This is a genomic window from Paraburkholderia sp. BGA-UO-ETr-F21, from assembly GCF_059567925.1.
The window spans coordinates 275,902-294,012 of sequence record NZ_JCAQOY010000017.1 but is presented as its reverse complement, the minus strand read 5'-3'; the positions used below and the strand labels follow the sequence as shown (position 1 = coordinate 294,012).

Sequence of the window (18,111 nt, the reverse complement as noted above, 5' to 3'; positions counted from 1 at the left end):
TTACGGACGCGCCCGGCAGGATCACATCGGCGGTGTGAACGATGTCAGCGGCGCGGGTGGCACGCCGCTGACACGCAGCGACGATTAAGCGTCCGCGCCGCCCAGCGCGCGCGATTCGTCCGCGGCATCACCGTCTTCGCGCGCGTCGTTGCCATACTCGACCAGGCGGTTGTACAGCGTCTTCAGGCTGATGCCGAGGATCTCGGCGGCCCGCGTCTTCACGCCGCCGCACTGCTCGAGCGTCGCCAGAATCAGTTGACGGTCCGCTTCGGCAAGCGACGTGCCGAACGGAATCGTAATCGCGGTGCCGGCTGCGGGCTTGGACAGCGTGATCTGCAGCGGCACGGTCGCCGTGCTGTCCGAATCCGAACCCGACATGATGTGCGCGCGCTGCACGTAGTTCTTCAACTCGCGCACATTGCCCGGCCACGGGTACGACATCAGCATGTCCTTCACGGCTGCGGGGAAATGCTTTTTGGTGCTGTGGCGTTCGTTGAGTTCGTCGAGGAAAGCCTGCGCCAGCAGTTCCACGTCCTTACCGCGTTCGCGCAACGGCGGCAAACTGATCGGAAACACGTTCAACCGATGGTAAAGGTCGAGCCGCAGCTTGCCTTCCAGCACGGCCTGCTCGGGATCGCGGTTGGTCGCCGCGATCAGGCGCACGTCCGTTTCGATTTCCTTGGTCGTGCCGACCCGCATGAACATGCCGGTTTCCAGCACGCGCAACAGCTTGACCTGCAACTCGATCGGCATTTCGGTGATTTCGTCGAGGAACAGCGTGCCGCCGTTCGCGCGCTCGAAATAACCCTTGTGCTGACGGTCCGCGCCGGTGAACGAGCCGCGCTCGTGGCCGAACATTTCCGATTCGATCAGGTTCGGCGAAATCGCGCCGCAATTCACCGCGAGAAACGCGTGCTTGCGGCGCAAGCTGAGCTGATGCAGCGTTTGCGCAGCGACTTCCTTGCCGGTGCCCGACTCGCCCACCAGCATGACCGAAGCCGCGGTCGGCGCGACGCGGCCAATCTGGTCATAGACCTCCTGCATGGCCGGCGAATTGCCGAGCATCAGACCGAAGCGGCCCATGCGGCGCAACTCGCCGCGCAACGTGCCGATTTCCGCCTTCAGGTCGCCGGCGCGCGGCAGGCGCGAGAGGATCGCCTTCACGCGCTGCATGTTGATCGGTTTGACCAGATAGTCGGTGGCGCCCATTTTCAGCGCGTTGACCGCCGACTCGACCGTGGCGTGGCCGGTAATCACGATCACTTCCACGCCGGAGCGCGGATCCAGATCTTCGAACAGATCGACCCCGCTGCCGTCCGGCAGCTTCAGGTCCGTAAAGACAACGTCCGGCATCTGCCGGACCAGTTGAATGCGCGCTTCGCGCAAATCGCCCGCGGTGGCAGTGGTCAGGCCGTCTTCCCCGATGATGGCGGAAAGCGCCTCGCGGGTACCGGCATCGTCATCGACAATCAGTACATGTGGCATCGCGTCTCGAAAGCCTGCAAGCGTGGGTGTGGGAATACATGCTAAGGCGCATGCTGAAAAGCGCGCCGACGGCTTGGCGTTTTGCCGGGCTGCCAGGTGCTCCAATGTGAGCGCCCACCAACCTCAGGGAAACACGCCAACCACCGACTTGATTCAATATTGCAACAATGCCAAGCCAAAACCCCCGACATAAACCGACATTGTTGTCTATTTGCCTATTATACGGCTTTATCGAGACAAAATTAACAATGCGCCCGGGCGCCGCCCACCAGGGCGGCACACCGGCCACGCTGTTCAAACAGTGCCCTCAACTGCGCGGAAACGGCCATGCTCCGCCGTTGCCGTTCGGATACGCGGAGCCGTTGGCGCCATGCGCGCCCGGGCTCACATCGGCCGCCGGAGCCGCATTGGCTGCCGGGGTTGCCGGCGCCGCTACCGTACCGCCTTCGTTTTCCCAACGGCTCAATTCACGCGCCACCGGGATTTGAGCCGCTCGGCTACGCTGCACATAACGGACAGCCAGAAAGCCGCCGAGCGCCATCAGCGCGCCGAAAATGCCGATTTTAGGTCGTGCCATCGTGAACTCCTTGTCTTCATCAAGCGAATTGGTACCGGAATGCGCGTTTAGCGCGTCGTCAGGATGCCGAGCACGAAGCCGACGCCCGCGGCAATGCCGATCGAACGCCAAGGATTGTGGCGCACATAGCGCTCGGTATTGACGGTGGCTGTCCGGTAACGACGCTGCGCATTCTGCTGCGCGTCGCCCAGCGCCGATTGCAGGGTTTCGACGTGCGTACCCAGCTTGTCGCGCAGCGCGTCGACGCCCTCGCCAGGCACGTTGGCGGCAAGCCGCAGCATTTCTTCCGAGTCTTTCAGCAGCACCCGCAGATCTTCGACAATCTTCTGGCCGCCGAGTGCAAGCTGTTGCGTGGTGTCAGTCATCATTCACTCCTGGTCTGAGTTCGGCGTTCGCGTGAGCTTTCCGGCAAGCCTGCCGGGCCTGCGGATCGGCAAGCGTCACCCGCAGGGACGAGCCATCGAATGGCATCGGATCGCGAGAAAAAGCACACGCGTGTCGGGTGGAAGTCGCAAACGCCGTGCCCGGTAACTTTGACCTTGAACCCCAAGACGGACGCTGCGTCAGGGTCTTTCTGACCGACTAAAAACGAATCTATCCGCAGGCCTTCACATCGTTTGCCGAAAACGGTGCCAAAGTGGTTAAATCAATCTTTGAGAGATAGCGGCTTGACTGGTTTATCTCGTTCCCAGGCCTGCGCGCCGCAACAACGAACACATTTGCACAGGACCCCCGTTTATGGCGTCAATCGACCTGGACTCGCCCACCGTCTCCGCCGGCGGCAATGGCTCGGCACAGGCGAAGCAGCGCGTCGCGGACGGCATCGCGGGACTGAAGTCGTACGGCCTGCTGTACGGCTCGTCACCGGTGATGCTGGATCTGTACGAGCAGATCGAACGCGTCGCCGGCACCGACGCGACCGCGCTGATCATCGGCGAATCGGGCACGGGCAAGGAATTGATCGCCCGCACGATTCACGATCAAAGCGGCCGTAAGGACGCGCCATTCGTCGCCGTGAACTGCGGCGCGATTCCCGACGAACTCATCGAAGCCGAACTGTTCGGCCACGAAAAAGGCAGTTTTACTGGCGCGGTGCAGGGCCGCATCGGCTACTTCGAACATGCGAACGGCGGCACGCTGTTCCTCGACGAGATTACCGAAATGGCGCCGGTGCGTCAGGTCAAGCTTCTGCGCGCGCTCGAAACGGGCACCTTTTATCGCGTGGGCGGCAATGACCTGATCAGCGGCAACGTGCGCGTGATCGCCGCGACCAATCGCGACCCGGCGGTCGCGGTCAAGGAAAACGGTCTGCGTGAAGACCTCATGTACCGGCTCGCGGTTTTCCCGCTACGCGCGCCGCCACTGCGCGAGCGTGAGAACGATCGCGAACTGCTCGCGCAGCACTTCCTCGCGCTGCTCAATCAGCAGGAAGGCACGAGCAAAAGCTTCAGCAAAAAATCGATCGAAACGCTGCGTACCTGGTCGTGGCCAGGCAACGTGCGCGAGTTGAAGAACGCGGTGTATCGCGCCTTCATTCTCGCGGAGAAGACGGTGGAGCTGCCGCATCCGCATCTCGCGTCGCGGGTGAAAAAGCCCATGACCCAAGGCGATGCGATGAGCGTATGGATCGGCACGCCGCTCGCCGACGCGCAAAAACAGATCATTCTCGGCACGCTGAAATATTGCGGCGGCGACAAACGGCGTGCGGCCAAAGCCCTTGGCGTGAGTCTCAAGACGCTGTACAACCGCTTGAGCGCATACGGCGACGAAAGCGCGGAAGACGAGTCCGAGCAATAACTTCGTGACACGGTACTCACGTGGAAAAGCCGCGTGAGTACCGATATCGTGCATCGACAGCGCTTGCAAAAAGCCCTTGCTTGCGCGCGCTGAATTCCGAATCCAATCCCTTCGCACCACCAATCAAAATCGATTTACGCCCAACAGAAACCGATTTTGCTCGCACCATCTTTTGCAATTGCTTGCATTTTCCCTCTGCCAATTACAAATAGCATCCTGCAAAATGCGGCACACGCATTGCTAGGTGGGGAACGCGTGTTACTCGTTCATTCGGTGTTTATCGAGCGTGAACGAAAGGCACTTGCAGGAGCAGAGACAGGGAAATGCAAAAAAGTATGGTCTGGGCCGAATGGGCAAAACAAACCGCCGGGCGTGGTCGTCCCAATGCCTCGGCACTCGTTGCTCTCGTCGTGGCGATCTCGTCGGCGTTGAGCGGCTGTAGCTCGCTCTACTCGGAAGGCGCCACCGCCGGCGCCGGTATCGCAGGCGCCGCGCTCGCGGCAAAAGTGACGAACAACGCGGCTGTCGCGACCGGCATCGGCCTCGGCGCAGTCGCCGCGGCGCGGGCCGGCGTGCAGTATTCGGAGCGCGTGGTTCACACGAATACGCAGGACGGTATCGCCAAAATCGCCGGGCCGCTCGACGTCGGCGCAGTGGCGCCATGGAGCGTCACCCACTCTGTGCCGATCGAAGACGACGAACACGGCCGCGTCACCGTGAGCCGCATGATCAGCACGGGCGCGCTCGACTGCAAGGAAATCGTCTTCTCCGTCGACCAGACGGCCACCAAGAATGTGCCGGCCAGCAGCGCTTTTTATGTCGCCTCGATCTGCCGCGACGGCGAGAACTGGAAATGGGCATCGGCCGAACCCGCCACCGAACGTTGGGGCGCGTTGCAATGACGGCGCGTTCGCATACGGCTGGACTCAAGGCGCGCCGCGTGCGCCTCGCGACGTGGTCCAGCAGCCGGCTGCGGCTCGTGCTGGCCGGCGCGCTGTGCGTCGGCGCGAGTGTCATGACGAGCGGCTGCTCGTCGGTGGGCGCGGCAAGCGGCGCGGCGGCCGGTGTCGCGTCGGGTCTCGTGACGTCCAATCCGGCGATCGGCATCGGTGTCGGCATTGCCGTACAGGCGGCGACCGACGAGGCCGTGGGCCACTATATGCGCACCATGCACACCGATCAGCAGAACATGATCGCCGCGTTGGCGGGCGCCATGCCGGTCGGGGAGACGCGCCCCTGGGCCGTCAAGCACACGCTGCCGATCGAGAACGGCCACGGCCAGGTTCGCGTAACGCGCGCATTCGGTTCGGCCCTCGCGCTCTGCAAGGAATTCGTGTTCTCGGTGCAGGACGGCGACGGCCCGAGCGCGCATGAGGACTGGTACACGGCGAGCGCGTGCCAACAGGACAAGGGCTGGAAGTGGGCGTCCGCCGAACCGGCCGTTCCGCGCTGGGGCAATCTGCAATAGGCGCGCGGCAATAAAAAACGGCAGGGTCTCCTGCCGTTCCTGTTTCGCTTCAGCGCGAGGCGCGACGTTCGATCCGATCGGCTCGAACGCTACTCAAGCGCGCTCAAGACTCCACGTCTTCCAGACTGAAGATTTCGGTCTGGTCGTTATACGAGAAGATCTCGCCATAACGGCCCCAGTTGATGACCGCGTCGAGCGTCTCTTCCGCGGCGCTGTCCGACAGAAAATCCTCCAGCTCCTGCTCGAAGCGCACACGCGGCGCGCGATGCCCCGGCCGTTCGTTGAGCACCTTCTTGATTCGCGCGGCGAGCGGCACATGCCGCAGCAGATGCTCGGCGAACATCATCTTGCGCTCCTGCGTGCCGAACTCGGCGAACACGCGCGCCGGCGGCGTCAGGAAAATATCGCCTTCGCGCACGTCGGCGAAACCGAGATGCTGCAGCACTTCGGCGACCGGGAACAGATCGTCCACCTCCAGATGCAGCGAACGGGCGATTTCCGGCATGTCGGCGCGGCCGTGGTACGGCGCCGCGGCCAATGTTTCGATCAGACCGGCCATCAGGTTGGTCGACACATGCGGCAGCCAGCTGTGCAACTCGAGGCCCTTCTTGGTCTTTTCGTCGGTCTGACGCGCGGTCATCTTCGCGTAGATCTCGTCCACCAGCCGGCGGAACGCCGGGTCGAGACGATTACGCGGATGCTTGAACGGCACCTTGATCTCGGCGATCACGCGGCCCGGATTCGACGACAGCACCAGGATCCGGTCGCACATGAACACCGCTTCCTCGATGTTGTGCGTGACGATCAACACCGCCTTGATCGGCATGCGGCCTTGCGTCCACAGATCGAGCAGGTCGGTACGCAGCGTTTCGGCGGTCAGCACGTCGAGCGCGGAGAACGGTTCGTCCATCAGCAACAGCGTGGGGTCGACCACCAGCGCGCGCGCAAAGCCGACGCGCTGGCGCATGCCGCCCGACAGTTCGCGCGGATAAGCGTTTTCGAAACCGTCCAGACCGATCAGGTCGATCGCGGCGAGCGCGCGCGTGCGCCGCTCGCTCGCGCCGACGCCTTGCGCTTCGAGGCCCGCTTCCACGTTTTGCAGCACGGTCAGCCACGGGAACAGCGCGAAGGTCTGAAACACCATCGCGACGCCCTTTGCGGGACCGTTGAGCGGCTTGCCCATATACGTGACTTCGCCATCGGTCGGCTCGATCAGACCGGCGATGATGCGCAACAGCGTCGACTTGCCCGAGCCCGAACGGCCCAGCAAGCCGACGATCTCCCCTTCGCGCAGCGACAGGTTCGCGTCGTCGAGGACGAGCAGTTCGCCCTGCGACTTGTTGAAACCGCGGCACACGTCCTTGACGCGCAGGATCTCTTCGCCGAGGCGCGGCGGCTTCGGCGGCGTCTGGATCGGCGCGGCGGTCATAGCAGCTTTAGGATTTTGCATCGCGTTTTGCCTTCAAATTTCAATCAAGCCGGAGCTTGGCTTCGGCGTAGGCGTACATCGGACGCCACAGCAGGCGGTTGAACAGTGTCACGAACAGGGACATCACGGCGATGCCCACGATGATCTTCGGATAGTCGCCCGCGGCGGTGGACTGCGCGATGTAAGCGCCCAAGCCGTGCGCGGCCACTTTGGTGTCGCCCCACTGCACGAATTCCGCGACGATGCTCGCGTTCCACGCGCCGCCCGACGCGGTGATCGCGCCCGTCACGTAATACGGAAAAATGCCCGGCAGAATCGCCTGACGCCACCACTGCCAGCCGCGGATATGAAAGTTCTTGGCCGCCTCGCGATAGTCGTTCGGATACGAGGTCGCGCCGGCAATCACGTTGAACAGGATATACCACTGGGTGCCGAGCACGATCAGCGGCGACAGCCAGATGTCCGGGTTCAGGTGGAAGCGCACGATCGCGATCACGAACACCGGGAACAGCAGATTGGCCGGGAACGCGGCGAGAAACTGCGCGAGCGGCTGGATCTTTTCGGCGAGCGCCGGGCGCAAGCCGATCAGCACGCCAACCGGCACCCACACCACCGAGGCCAGCGCGATCAGCACCACCACGCGCAAGAGCGTAATGAGTCCGAGCACGAACACGTGCCAGACTTCATCCAGCGAGACACCGGTGCGCACATACATGAAGACGCGGTACACCACGTAGACGGTGGTGAGCAGCACCAGCGCCGCCCATACGATATCGCCGACGCGCGAGCTCTTCTGCATCTGCGGGATCTGGAAGCGCGGCCCCTGGATGGCCGGCAGCCGCAGCGGCACGCGCGCGGCTCGCGCGAACATCCAGCCGAGCGGCACCAGCAGCCGGTGGATCAGGCGGGTGCGGCGAATCAGATCGAGAAGCCACGATTCCGGCGCGTCGCCCGAACTGGTGTTTTCCATGCGGAACTTGTCGGCCCACGCGACGAGCGGCCGGAACAGGAACTGGTCGTACGCGAGAATCACGACCGTCATGGCGAGGATCACCCAGCCGATCGCATGCAGGTTCTTGTCCGAGATCGCCTGCGCCAGATACGCGCCGATGCCCGGCAGCGTGATCGTGCGGTTGCCGACCGTGATCGCTTCTGAGGCCACCACGAAGAACCAGCCACCCGACATCGACATCATCATGTTCCAGATGAGGCCCGGCATCGAGAACGGCACTTCCAGTTTCCAGAAGCGCTGCCATGAAGTGAGGTGGAAGCCGCGCGAGACTTCGTCGAGATCGCGTGGCACCGTGCGCAGCGACTGATAGAAGCTGAACGTCATGTTCCACGCCTGGCTCGTGAAGATCGCGAAAATCGCCGCCAGTTCGGCGCCGAGCACACGGCCGGGAAACAACGCGAGGAAGAAGGTGACTGTAAACGATATGTAGCCGAGCACCGGCACCGACTGCAGGATGTCCAGGATCGGCACCAGCACGAGCCCGGCGCGGCGGCTCTTGGCCGCCAGCGTGCCATACACCAGCGTGAAGATCAGCGAGGCGACCATGGCCGCCAGCATGCGCAGCGTGGTGCGCATGGCGTACTCAGGCAGATTCGCCGGATCGAGCGAGATGGTCTGAGTCTTGAGCGTCGACATGGGCGCCAAGGTCTCGTGAAAACCGATCGCCGCCATGGCGATCACGCAGATGATCAGCGGGAAGGCGACGAAGTCCCAGCGATTGGGCAGCACCCGCCATGCCGACGCATTGGCGGTGCGCTTGAGGTTGAAGCTGAAATCCATCAGATGCCCTCCCCGTCGAGCCAGCAGTTCGCAAACGACAAGGAGGCCGCGGCTTCGGCGCGGCGGTCTGAAGATCGGTCCGGAAAGCGGAAATCAGGCATGGCAAAACGCGTGTGCGCGGTAAATCGTTAGCGTTGGAGACACGTGGACCGGTGAAGGATGTGTCCGTGGACGAGCCGCCCAGGACCGCAACCCTCAAACCCGACTCCTGTCGCCGCGGGCGCCGCCCGTAGGCTGGCGAGCTTTCCTTGTTTTGGACGGCACGACACTACACCATCCTATGTTTCAGGCACAACCTTTCGCGGTAAATCGCGATAAATAACGGGGGACGTGCCGCTATCGCCCTTGAGGGCCGCGCGCGTACGTCAAGCGGCAGGCCGTTCATCGTCGCGCGCAGGCCACATCTTCAGCCGGGCGGCGGTGGCCCGGATCGCATCGGCGGCCCCCGGAAAACCCGTACTGCCATTAAGAAACCGGCCGGGCCGCCGTTAAGAACCTGATGGGCGCGGTGCGGGTAGTTCGCTTTCCCGCAATAACAATGGCGTCTGGCCCCATGACGGTTAAAATCAGAAGACGACGCCTGCCGTCGATTTATCCCGGGCCACAGCGGCGGCGTTTTGCCGAGCGCTTGCGCAGGGGCGAAACAGCGCCGGCGCGCTGCCACGAATGAGCTAGTTGCATGTCACAGCCAGACGGATCAGAGAGTCGATGAACAGGACAACCTTGCGCCAGGCAACCGGGCCGGTCAGCTTTATGCTGATCGTACTGGTTTGCTGGTTCGTGGCCGGCATGGTCGCGGACCGGATGGTACAGCAAGAGCTGGACGCGGCCCTGCGTGCGCAGCGGCAAATGTCCACGTCGATCGTCGACAACATGGCGGAAGTGATCGCCAGCGACCTCGCGATGTCTCGGGCCATCCCCGCGACCATGGCCGAAATGGACGTGGTCCAGCGCGCTCTGGTGCAATCCCAGAATTATGCCGTGAACGACCAAACGACGGAACCCGCCCTGCGCGCCGCGTTGCTAAAAGACGCGAAGATGACCGCCGTGAGCAACTTCCTGCACGACGCACAAGGTTTCTCCGGGCTCGACCAGATCTGGCTCGTCAATTCAAACGGCATCTGCGTCGCCTCCAGCAACTCGATCAACAACCCGTTCGCGGCCGAGCGCTCGTTCGTCGGCACCGACATGCGCGTGCGCAGCTACCTGACGAACGCGCTGCTCGGCGCCTTCTCCGAAGCCTATGGCGTCGGCCGCTCAAGCGGCGAGCCCGGCATTTTCATCGCCGCGCCGGCTTATGCGGACGGCCTGCTGGTCGGCGTGGTCGTCGCCAAGGTCGGGATCGCGCGGCTGCGCCACTGGGTCGCGCATGCCGGCACCTTCGTCACCGACGACAACGGCGTCATCATCATGGCGCACAACAGCGCGCTCGAAGGCCGCGCGTTGCCGAACTCACGCGTCGCGCAGATGAGTCCCGCCGAGCGCAAGACCATCTATCTGCGCGACAGCTTCCCCGACATCCAGATCAGAGTGGACGCCCAGGTGCGCGAACAGGCGCCGTGGGTGCCCTCCGCCGTGGCCGGACAACTGTTCGGCATGTCCGAGCGCCCCGTGCCGTCACTCTATCAGGCGCGCGGCGGCCTGAACTCCGGGCTGTCGGCGCATCTGGTCGATCCGCTCGCGGCCTGGCCGGAACTGCTGCGCAATCACAAGCGCGATCATTTGCTGGTGTTCCTGACGCTCGCCGGCACGGTCGCGCTGGCGTGGGTCATCACGGTGTCGTACGTGCGCGAGCGGCGCCACCATCGCGCGACCCGCGATCTTGCCGAACAATTGCAATCCGCCAATACGCTGCTCTCGGCCGAGGCCCGTCACGACGTGCTGACCGGCGCGCTGTCGCGGCGCTACTTCCTCGACTTGCTGCGTCATGAGATCGAACGCGCGCACGTGAGCAACGAGCCGTTGTGCATGGCGATCGCCGACCTCGACCACTTCAAGCAGATCAACGACCGCTTCGGCCACGCAGCCGGCGACCGTGCGCTGGAGCATTTCGTCGACACCTGCCGCGCCGAGTTGCGCGGCGCCGATGCGATCGGCCGGCTGGGCGGCGAAGAGTTCGGCCTGCTGTTGCCGGCCACGGATCTGGCCGGCGGCCGCGAAGTCGTCGAGCGCCTGCGGCTGCGCCTGAAAGCAATGCCTTCACCGAAGTTGCCCGCTTCCGTGGGCTTGAGCGTGAGCATCGGCATCACCGAACTCTCGCCCGACGATCTGCCCGAGCGCATCATGAGCCGCGCCGACACGGCCCTCTACGCGGCGAAATCGGGCGGCCGCGACCGCACCGAAGCCTTGCCGCCCGACGACACCGCGCCGCCCGCCCGCACGGTGGCCAACGTCTGGTAACGCGCTCGCCGGTGGCCGCCGGCGCCTCGGCCACTACGCAAGAAACTGACGCAACGCAAGATCCGCCTTCGGGCGTCTCGTAATGAAGCAGGTATGATCGACCTTGATATCGAGGTTGCCGCTACCGCTCTTACGGAGATTCGCATGAAGGGAAATCTGGTCATCGTCTGTCGCGATCAGGATGCTGACGCGTTCGACCATCTGCTGGCCGAATACGGCGCGTTCCAGACGCGCCTGTCGTCCACCGCGTGGTATCTGAAGCTGGACGTGGCGCCGGAACTGATTCAGGAGGAGATCCTGGCGCGGCTCGGCAAGTACACCACGCATTACATTTTCGAAGCCGAAACGGTGACGTGGAATACCGTGGATAGCGACGCGGCGAATGCGCTGAATACGTTGTTTTCAGATTAGCGCGCCACCGTCTGTCCGCGCCTGCGAACCTTGCGTTGGGATCGCGGCGCGCGGTGCGGGCGGCTCAAGTCCGAGCCGCGCCGCCAATCGCCAGGCGCCATTCACGACCAGGCATTCTCCGAGGTTGCCGCGACCCGCGGCAACACTTCGAACGGAAAGCTCATCAAGACTCGCAAACCACGGCCGCCGTGGTTGCCGATTTCCCATTCCCCGCCCGCACGACGCACCAAGCGCTCGACAATGGCGAGCCCCAGGCCGCTATGGCCGTTGCCGCCGCGCGCCGGATCGAGCCGCACAAACGGCCGGCTGGCGTTGATCAGATCCTGCGCCGCGATGCCGCCGCCGTTGTCGCTCACAGACAAGGTGAAGCCTTGCGCAGTACGCGCCGTGGCCACGACGATCGGCGGGGCGCCGTACGCGTGCGCGTTGTCGAGCAGGTTCGACAGAATCCGGTCGAGCGTGGCGGCAGGCAACAGGAACGCCGGCCCTGCGTTGAGTTCGGTCTGCACCGTGGGCGCGCCGGACGCCACCGCCCGATAACTGCGCACTACGCGCTCGCACTGCGCATCCACTTCGACGGGCTCGCTGCGATCGGCGCCGTCGTGCGCAAACACCAGAAACTGGTCGACGATATGCGTCATGGAATCGACGTCACGCACCACGCCGTCGCGCACCTTTACTTCGTCCATCATCTCGGCGCGCAGCCGCAAACGCGCCAGCGGCGTTTTCAGATCGTGCGCGACACCTGCGAGCATGACAGCGCGGTCGTTCTCCGTGCGCGCCACTTCCTGGACCATCTGATTGAAACCGTGGGTCAGCTGACGCAACTCACGCGGGCCGCGCTCCGGCACCGGCGGCACCGGCAGGCCGCGGCCGAAACGCGCCACCGCCTGGGCGAGCGAGCGCAATGGCTGCTGCAGCGCCCACGCGGCGAAGAGCGCCGCCATGACCGCGAACGAGAAAATGATCGCAAGCCACAACACCGTACGATCGAGCGAGCGCGGCGTGCGCAACGGCTGCACCGGCACCACGATCCAGCTGCGATCGGAGATGGCACGCACCCACAGCGTGGGCGGACGGCCCGGCACACCGACGCGCACCTGCGTGCCGGACGGCATGCGGTCGCGCACGTCTTCGACGAAACGTTCGAGCGGCGGCGGCATGTCCGCGCTCTCCGGCGGCACTTCCGGGCTCGCCGGGTCGACCAGCTTCACACGTGACGGCAACGGCTGATCCGGTGTTCGCGCGACGTGCTGACGCACCGCGTCGACGAGAAAGGTGGCTTCCTCGACCGCGTAGCGTGTTTGCAGTTGACTGCGCTCGAGGCGCATGAGCGCGTACCACGCGAAATGCGACAGCAGCAGGACCGCGACGACTAGCAGCGCCAGCCGTCCGAACAGCGAATCAATGGGCCGGCGCATGCTGTTCGCCGTCGGGCACGAACACGTAGCCGCGGCCGCGCACCGTTTGAATGAAGCGCGGCGTGGACGGGTCGGTTTCGAGAATGCGGCGCAGACGCCAGACCTGCACGTCGATGCCGCGGTCGGTGCCGTCGTATTCCGGACCGTGCAGCAGTTCGAGCAGGCGCTCGCGCGTGAGCGTGCGCATGGGGTGATTGACGAAAATCTTCAGCAGCGCGAATTCGCTGCCCGACAACGTGAGCGGCTTGTCTTCCAGATGCAGCGTGCGCGACTGGAAATCCAGCGTGAAGCGGCCGAAGTTGAACGGCTCGCGCTGCTCCGGCGCCGCCGCCGAAGGCAGCGTGCGGCGGCGGCGCAGCACCGCCTGCACGCGCGCCAGCAACTCGCGCGGATTGAACGGCTTGCCGAGGTAGTCGTCCGCGCCGAGCTCCAGACCAACGATGCGATCCACGTCGTCCGCGCGCGCCGTGAGCATGATCACGGGGATGTCGTCGCCCGACGCGCGCAGCTTGCGCAGCGCGGTGAGCCCGTCGACGCCCGGCATCATCAGGTCGAGCACGATCAGATCGGGACGCTCGCGTTCGAGCCTGCGCTCGAGCGAGCCCGCGTCGTGCAGCACCGATACCTCGATGCCCTGACGGGCCAGATAGTCGCGCAGCAGATCACGCAATTCGACGTCGTCGTCGACAACAAGTATTTGAGTAGCCATGGGATGAAGTTTAACGCGCAGCAGGAAGGGTTTTCGATTTCAGACGGGCCTCAAGGGTTACCGGGTGTTACGGTGAAAGGCATGCGTAATGTGCCGTAACGTCCGCGTCCAGCCACGTAACACAGCGAATCGCGCAGTTCTCTACGCTGTGTCTTACCGAATGCAGGCCGTTCACTTTAACCGGTTGCATCGTCGGCTATTCCATTACAGGGAGTCTCACATGTCCACCAAAAAGATGTCGCGCGTTCTCGCCGTTGCCGCCACCGCTCTCGCCATCGGCGCGGGCGCTGCTTATGCCGCACAACCCGCCGATCATGGCGGCCCCGGTGGTCCCGGCGGCCCCGGCGGCTGGCACGGCCACTTCATGAAGGAACTGACGCAACTGCACGACCAGTTGAAGCTGAACGCGGATCAGGAAAAGCAGTGGCAAGCCGCGCTGGACACCATGAAGCAGAACCACGAGGCCATGCGCGCCAATCATGACCAGATCAAGAACCAGTTCAAGGCCGCGCAGCAGCAGCCGATCCTGGATCTGAACGCCATGGCCGCCGCACACCAGCAGGTCGAGCAGAAAGACGCGCAACTGCGTCAGCAAACCACGGACGCGTGGCTCAAGTTCTATAACGGCCTGAACGACCAGCAGAAGACCACCGTCAGCACGGCACTCAAGCAGCGCTTTGCGAAGATGGAGTCGCGTCATGAAAAGATGCACGAGCGCTGGGAGCATCGCAAGGGGCCGGCATCGGCGCCTGCGGCCAATCAATAAGTAGACAGTTCACGGCAGGCAAGCGGCTGGCGCGGCCGCCTGCTCTGCCAGATGCAAAAACGCCACGGAGGTTTGCCTTCCGTGGCGTTTCTTTTGTTACACAGCGGGCTCGCAGCGCGCGCGTCGATCGTCCTTTATGCGAAGACGGCCGCGCTAACCGGCAGCTTGCGACTTAGCCGTTCAGCGGCCCAAGATCAAACAGCAGCACTTCGGCGTCATCGCCCTTCTCCAGTGTCACCGTATCGGTTTCGCTGAGCTTGGCGGCGTCGCCCGCGCGCAGCGCTTCGCCGTTCACCGTCACCGCGCCCCGCGCTACATGCACATACGCGAGCCGGCCTTTGGGCAGCGCGAACGTGGCCGTTTCCGCGCCATCGAGCAGCGCCGCGTAAATCGACGCGTCCGCGTGAATCGTCACCGAGCCGTCGCGGCCGTCGGGCGAAGCGACCACGCGCAGACGGCCGCGCTTGTCGGCGGCGTCGAAGCGCTTTTCCTCGTAGCCCGGCTGGTCGCCCGCGCATTGCGGAATCACCCAGATCTGCAACAGGTGCGCCGGTTCGTCCTGCGACGCGTTGAACTCGCTGTGCTGCACGCCCGTGCCGGCGCTCATGCGCTGCACGTCGCCGGGACGGATGGTCGAGCCGTTGCCCATGCTGTCGCGGTGGGCCAGCGCCCCTTCGAGCACATACGTGACGATCTCCATGTCGCGATGGCCGTGCGTGCCGAAACCCTGTCCGCCGGCGATGCGGTCTTCGTTGATGACCCGCAGCGGGCCGAAGTGGACGTGCTGGGGATCGCGATAGTCGGCAAACGAGAAGCTGTGATACGAGTCGAGCCAGCCGTGGTTGGCGTGACCGCGTTCTTCGGAGCGGCGAATCTCGAACATGGAGGAACTCCCGGTGAGTAAATGGCGATGTCGGGAATGTATGGGCAGAGCCTGCGCTAAACAATCGGCGTGAGTGCACCGGATCGTTTCATCAATGAGTGCAATCGGCAGTTGGCGCGCTGCGGCGCTGTTGCGCTGTTGCGCTGTTGCGCTGTTAGCGTCGCGCTCGCACAACGTCCGCACCCGCCGGTTCACCGCCGCGGACGCCCCGCACTGGCGCCCCGTCCCTGTTCGGGTAAAATACCGCGCTTTTCGAGATTGCGTGGGCGCCGAAGGCACGTCAGCGGGCCCGCCACGGCGGACCGTGATGGATGCGCAGCGGGTTCCAGACCTGCGCCAGACTCATCGCGGCATCAAATGGACGCGGCTCGCCGCGAAGCAGGATCAGCGGGCGGCGCGACAATTTTGACCGCCTAGAATAGCGACGGCCGGCCACGAACCGGCGGTCGTCGAGATCGGAGCACCACGACGATCAGTTTGCCCCAGGAGAAACATGAAGAAGCTCGCACTGTGTGTGGCATTGGCAGTCATGGCCACCGGCGCGATGGCGAAAGAGTGGAAGACCGTGCGAATCGGGGTGGACGCCAGCTATCCGCCGTTCGAATCCATGGCCCCCAACGGCCAGGTGGTCGGCTTCGACGCCGACCTGACCCGCGCCCTGTGCGCGAAGATGAACGTGAAATGCGTGTGGGTCGAACAGGATCTCGACGGCATCATTCCCGCGTTGAAGGGCAGGAAGTTCGACGCGATCGTGTCGTCGCTGACCATCACGGACAAGCGCCGCGAGCAGATCGACTTCTCCGACAAGCTGTTCGACGCCCCGGCCCGCATGATCGCGCGGACCGGGTCGCCGCTGCTGCCCACGGCCGCCTCGCTGAAGGGCAAGCGCGTCGGTGTCGAGCAGGGTTCGACGCAGGAAGCCTATGCCAAGGTCTGGTGGGAGCCCAAAGGCGTGACCGTGGTGCCCTACCAGAATCAGGATCAGGTGTACGCCGACCTCGCCTCGGGGCGTCTCGACGCCGCGTTGCAGGACGAAGTGCAGGCCGACGCCGGCTTTCTGAAGACGCCGCGCGGCAAAGGCTTCGGCTGGGCCGGCCCGGAAGTGAAGGATCCGAAGACGATCGGCGAAGGCACGGCCATCGGCCTGCGCAAGGACGACGCCGAGCTGAAGGCGATGTTCAACCGGGCGCTGGCGCAGGTTCATCAGGACGGAACGTTCAGGAAGCTCGAGAAGCAGTACTTCGACTTCGACATCTATCCTGGGCATTGAGTCCGAAGCCGGGCTCTAACACAGAGCCCGGACACCGGAAGCAGCACCCACGAAACTCGGGGCACGCCCGCATGGGCTTTCACGAGGCTTCGTAATACAGTCGGCAGTAGATTCACCCGTAGCTTCACCCCAAGAGTCGAAAAGCGCGCTGCAAGACCGGCAACGGCCATGCAGTCATGATTTGCACAGCGGTGCGCTGTGCGCCGCCGGTCACAGCGAGCCACCAGCTCGCGGCAAACGCGGCGCAGAGTTGGCCGCGTCTTTCGCGGTGTGTCGCAAACGCATCGTCAAGGACCCCCTATGTTCCTTCAAGGCTACGGCCCGCTGCTCCTCAACGGCACCTGGCAAACCGTCAAACTGGCGGTGTTGTCGCTGGCGTTCGCTTTCGTGCTGGGCCTGCTCGGCGCGGCGGCGAAACTGTCGAAAAACCGCATCTCGAACGGCGTAGGCACCGTCTACACCACACTCGTGCGCGGCGTGCCCGATCTGGTGTTGATGCTGCTGCTGTTCTATAGCATCCAGATCTGGCTGAACAACCTGACCGACCTGCTCGGCTGGGATCAGATCGACATCGATCCGTTCGTGGCCGGCGTCGCGGTGCTCGGCTTCATTTACGGCGCGTACTTCACCGAGACCTTCCGCGGCGCGTTTCTCGCCGTGCCGCGCGGTCAGCTCGAAGCCGGCGCGGCTTACGGCATGACCGGCTGGCAGGTGTTCACCCGCGTGATGTTCCCGCAGATGATGCGCTTCGCGCTGCCCGGCATCGGCAATAACTGGCAGGTGATGGTCAAGGCCACCGCGCTGGTGTCGATCATCGGCCTCGCCGACGTGGTGAAGGCTTCGCAGGACGCGGGCAAGGGCACGTTGCTGTTCTTCTTCTTCACCCTGTTCGCAGGGGCGATCTATCTCGTCATCACCACAGTGTCCAACTTCGTGCTGATGTACCTCGAAAAGCGTTACTCGACCGGCGTGCGAAAGGCGGATCTATGATCGAGATCATTCAGGAATACTGGCGCAATTATCTCTACACCGACGGCTACCGCATCACCGGCGTGGCGATCACGCTGTGGCTGCTGGTGGTGTCGATCGGGCTCGGCTTCTGCCTGTCGATTCCGCTTTCGGTAGCCCGCGTGTCGAAGAAGAAGTGGCTCGCCGGTCTCGTGTGGCTGTATACGTATATCTTCCGAGGCACGCCGCTGTATGTGCAGCTGCTGCTCTGCTACACCGGCCTGTACAGCCTCGAAATCATCCGCAATCACGAGCTCACCAACGCGTTCTTCCGCGACGGCATGCATTGCACGCTGCTCGCTTTCACGCTGAACACCTGCGCGTACACCACCGAGATTTTCGCCGGCGCGATCAAGGCGACGCCGTATGGCGAAATCGAAGCGGCACGCGCTTACGGCATGTCGTCATTCACGCTGTACCGGCGCGTGATTCTGCCTTCGGCATTGCGCCGCGCGTTGCCGTACTACAGCAACGAAGTGATCCTGATGCTGCATGCCACCACCGTCGCGTTTACCGCGACCGTGCCGGACATCCTCAAGATCGCGCGCGACGTGAACTCCGCCACGTATCAGTCGTTCAATGCGTTCGGTATCGCCGCCCTGCTCTATCTGTGCATTTCGTTCGCGCTCGTGTGGCTGTTCCGCCGCGCCGAGCGCCGCTGGCTCGCTTACCTGCGGCCGCAAGGCAAGTAACCC

Annotated in this window: 17 protein-coding genes; 9 read left to right on the top strand and 8 right to left on the bottom strand. The window is 63.9% G+C overall.

The features are described from left to right. Positions 1 to 84: 84 nt before the first annotated feature. The 3 genes from AC57B1_RS13715 to AC57B1_RS13705 all read right to left on the bottom strand — a co-directional run bounded on the left by AC57B1_RS13715 (position 85) and on the right by AC57B1_RS13705 (position 2,427). Positions 85 to 1,485: a sigma-54-dependent transcriptional regulator gene (locus AC57B1_RS13715; RefSeq protein WP_091796213.1), complete on the bottom strand. Its 1,401-nt coding sequence runs from the start codon at positions 1,483 to 1,485 to the stop codon at positions 85 to 87. A gap of 307 nt (positions 1,486 to 1,792) precedes the next feature. After that, complete coding sequence (locus tag AC57B1_RS13710) at positions 1,793 to 2,062, bottom strand: hypothetical protein (protein ID WP_408345051.1); 270 nt, start codon at positions 2,060 to 2,062, stop codon at positions 1,793 to 1,795. A 47-nt stretch (positions 2,063 to 2,109) separates the two neighbouring features. Then, the gene (locus AC57B1_RS13705) at positions 2,110 to 2,427 is read right to left on the bottom strand and encodes an ElaB/YgaM/YqjD family protein (protein ID WP_408345361.1); all 318 of its coding nucleotides are present in this window, start codon (positions 2,425 to 2,427) and stop codon (positions 2,110 to 2,112) included. Positions 2,428 to 2,800: 373 nt separating this feature from the next. On the opposite strand from AC57B1_RS13705, the gene AC57B1_RS13700 reads away from it, so the two are divergent. The 3 genes from AC57B1_RS13700 (at position 2,801) to AC57B1_RS13690 (ending at position 5,327) form a co-directional block, all read left to right on the top strand. Then, positions 2,801 to 3,859 carry a sigma-54 interaction domain-containing protein gene (locus AC57B1_RS13700; protein ID WP_408345048.1) on the top strand — a complete coding sequence of 353 codons (1,059 nt, stop codon included), beginning with the start codon at positions 2,801 to 2,803 and terminating at the stop codon, positions 3,857 to 3,859. A 323-nt stretch (positions 3,860 to 4,182) separates the two neighbouring features. Continuing rightward, positions 4,183 to 4,761 carry a hypothetical protein gene (locus tag AC57B1_RS13695; RefSeq protein WP_408345045.1) on the top strand — a complete coding sequence of 193 codons (579 nt, stop codon included), beginning with the start codon at positions 4,183 to 4,185 and terminating at the stop codon, positions 4,759 to 4,761. Then, entirely contained in the window at positions 4,758 to 5,327 is a 570-nt protein-coding gene (locus AC57B1_RS13690; RefSeq protein WP_408345042.1) for a hypothetical protein, read from the top strand. Before AC57B1_RS13695 ends, AC57B1_RS13690 begins: the two co-directional genes overlap by 4 nt. A gap of 103 nt (positions 5,328 to 5,430) precedes the next feature. On the opposite strand, the gene AC57B1_RS13685 is transcribed toward AC57B1_RS13690, so the two are convergent. Both AC57B1_RS13685 and AC57B1_RS13680 read right to left on the bottom strand, forming a co-directional pair. Next, entirely contained in the window at positions 5,431 to 6,777 is a 1,347-nt protein-coding gene (locus AC57B1_RS13685; protein WP_091796224.1) for an ABC transporter ATP-binding protein, read from the bottom strand. Positions 6,778 to 6,796: 19 nt separating this feature from the next. Further along, on the bottom strand, positions 6,797 to 8,548 hold the full coding sequence (locus tag AC57B1_RS13680; RefSeq protein ID WP_091796226.1) for an ABC transporter permease: 1,752 nt from the start codon (positions 8,546 to 8,548) through the stop codon (positions 6,797 to 6,799). A gap of 708 nt (positions 8,549 to 9,256) precedes the next feature. Here AC57B1_RS13680 and AC57B1_RS13675 point away from each other — a divergent pair. Together AC57B1_RS13675 and AC57B1_RS13670 are read left to right on the top strand one after the other, a co-directional pair. Next, positions 9,257 to 10,948: a sensor domain-containing diguanylate cyclase gene (locus AC57B1_RS13675; RefSeq protein ID WP_408345037.1), complete on the top strand. Its 1,692-nt coding sequence runs from the start codon at positions 9,257 to 9,259 to the stop codon at positions 10,946 to 10,948. Positions 10,949 to 11,092: 144 nt separating this feature from the next. Further along, positions 11,093 to 11,359 carry a double-stranded DNA-specific endonuclease gene (locus AC57B1_RS13670; RefSeq protein ID WP_007175813.1) on the top strand — a complete coding sequence of 89 codons (267 nt, stop codon included), beginning with the start codon at positions 11,093 to 11,095 and terminating at the stop codon, positions 11,357 to 11,359. 101 nt (positions 11,360 to 11,460) lie between these two features. Here AC57B1_RS13670 and AC57B1_RS13665 read toward each other — a convergent pair whose 3' ends face one another. Beyond that, positions 11,461 to 12,780 (bottom strand): ATP-binding protein, encoded by a 1,320-nt coding sequence (locus AC57B1_RS13665; protein WP_496417742.1) that lies wholly within the window; start codon positions 12,778 to 12,780, stop codon positions 11,461 to 11,463. Continuing rightward, positions 12,764 to 13,489 (bottom strand): response regulator, encoded by a 726-nt coding sequence (locus AC57B1_RS13660; RefSeq protein ID WP_012432166.1) that lies wholly within the window; start codon positions 13,487 to 13,489, stop codon positions 12,764 to 12,766. The genes AC57B1_RS13665 and AC57B1_RS13660 overlap by 17 nt, the downstream gene beginning before the upstream one ends. A gap of 220 nt (positions 13,490 to 13,709) precedes the next feature. Here AC57B1_RS13660 and AC57B1_RS13655 point away from each other — a divergent pair, with 220 nt between their 5' ends. Next, positions 13,710 to 14,255, top strand: coding sequence for a Spy/CpxP family protein refolding chaperone (locus tag AC57B1_RS13655; protein WP_496417741.1), 546 nt, complete (start codon positions 13,710 to 13,712; stop codon positions 14,253 to 14,255). 172 nt (positions 14,256 to 14,427) lie between these two features. Here AC57B1_RS13655 and AC57B1_RS13650 read toward each other — a convergent pair whose 3' ends face one another. Next, positions 14,428 to 15,138, bottom strand: a complete 711-nt coding sequence (locus AC57B1_RS13650) for a pirin family protein (protein ID WP_496417740.1) — start codon at positions 15,136 to 15,138, stop codon at positions 14,428 to 14,430. Between the two features lie 493 nt (positions 15,139 to 15,631). On the opposite strand from AC57B1_RS13650, the gene AC57B1_RS13645 reads away from it, so the two are divergent. From AC57B1_RS13645 to AC57B1_RS13635, 3 genes are all read left to right on the top strand, one after another. Further along, positions 15,632 to 16,408: an ABC transporter substrate-binding protein gene (locus AC57B1_RS13645; protein WP_496417739.1), complete on the top strand. Its 777-nt coding sequence runs from the start codon at positions 15,632 to 15,634 to the stop codon at positions 16,406 to 16,408. Positions 16,409 to 16,708: 300 nt separating this feature from the next. Beyond that, positions 16,709 to 17,398, top strand: coding sequence for an ABC transporter permease (locus AC57B1_RS13640; protein WP_496417738.1), 690 nt, complete (start codon positions 16,709 to 16,711; stop codon positions 17,396 to 17,398). Continuing rightward, positions 17,395 to 18,108, top strand: a complete 714-nt coding sequence (locus tag AC57B1_RS13635; protein ID WP_091796242.1) for an ABC transporter permease — start codon at positions 17,395 to 17,397, stop codon at positions 18,106 to 18,108. The genes AC57B1_RS13640 and AC57B1_RS13635 overlap by 4 nt, the downstream gene beginning before the upstream one ends. Positions 18,109 to 18,111: the final 3 nt, after the last annotated feature.

Coding starts and splice junctions, on each gene's coding strand:
- AC57B1_RS13715 (WP_091796213.1), bottom strand. CDS start 1,485: ATGCCACATGTACTGATTGTCGATGACGATGCCGGTACCCGCGAGGCG.
- AC57B1_RS13710 (WP_408345051.1), bottom strand. CDS start 2,062: ATGGCACGACCTAAAATCGGCATTTTCGGCGCGCTGATGGCGCTCGGC.
- AC57B1_RS13705 (WP_408345361.1), bottom strand. CDS start 2,427: ATGACTGACACCACGCAACAGCTTGCACTCGGCGGCCAGAAGATTGTC.
- AC57B1_RS13700 (WP_408345048.1), top strand. CDS start 2,801: ATGGCGTCAATCGACCTGGACTCGCCCACCGTCTCCGCCGGCGGCAAT.
- AC57B1_RS13695 (WP_408345045.1), top strand. CDS start 4,183: ATGCAAAAAAGTATGGTCTGGGCCGAATGGGCAAAACAAACCGCCGGG.
- AC57B1_RS13690 (WP_408345042.1), top strand. CDS start 4,758: ATGACGGCGCGTTCGCATACGGCTGGACTCAAGGCGCGCCGCGTGCGC.
- AC57B1_RS13685 (WP_091796224.1), bottom strand. CDS start 6,777: ATGCAAAATCCTAAAGCTGCTATGACCGCCGCGCCGATCCAGACGCCG.
- AC57B1_RS13680 (WP_091796226.1), bottom strand. CDS start 8,548: ATGGATTTCAGCTTCAACCTCAAGCGCACCGCCAATGCGTCGGCATGG.
- AC57B1_RS13675 (WP_408345037.1), top strand. CDS start 9,257: ATGAACAGGACAACCTTGCGCCAGGCAACCGGGCCGGTCAGCTTTATG.
- AC57B1_RS13670 (WP_007175813.1), top strand. CDS start 11,093: ATGAAGGGAAATCTGGTCATCGTCTGTCGCGATCAGGATGCTGACGCG.
- AC57B1_RS13665 (WP_496417742.1), bottom strand. CDS start 12,780: ATGCGCCGGCCCATTGATTCGCTGTTCGGACGGCTGGCGCTGCTAGTC.
- AC57B1_RS13660 (WP_012432166.1), bottom strand. CDS start 13,489: ATGGCTACTCAAATACTTGTTGTCGACGACGACGTCGAATTGCGTGAT.
- AC57B1_RS13655 (WP_496417741.1), top strand. CDS start 13,710: ATGTCCACCAAAAAGATGTCGCGCGTTCTCGCCGTTGCCGCCACCGCT.
- AC57B1_RS13650 (WP_496417740.1), bottom strand. CDS start 15,138: ATGTTCGAGATTCGCCGCTCCGAAGAACGCGGTCACGCCAACCACGGC.
- AC57B1_RS13645 (WP_496417739.1), top strand. CDS start 15,632: ATGAAGAAGCTCGCACTGTGTGTGGCATTGGCAGTCATGGCCACCGGC.
- AC57B1_RS13640 (WP_496417738.1), top strand. CDS start 16,709: ATGTTCCTTCAAGGCTACGGCCCGCTGCTCCTCAACGGCACCTGGCAA.
- AC57B1_RS13635 (WP_091796242.1), top strand. CDS start 17,395: ATGATCGAGATCATTCAGGAATACTGGCGCAATTATCTCTACACCGAC.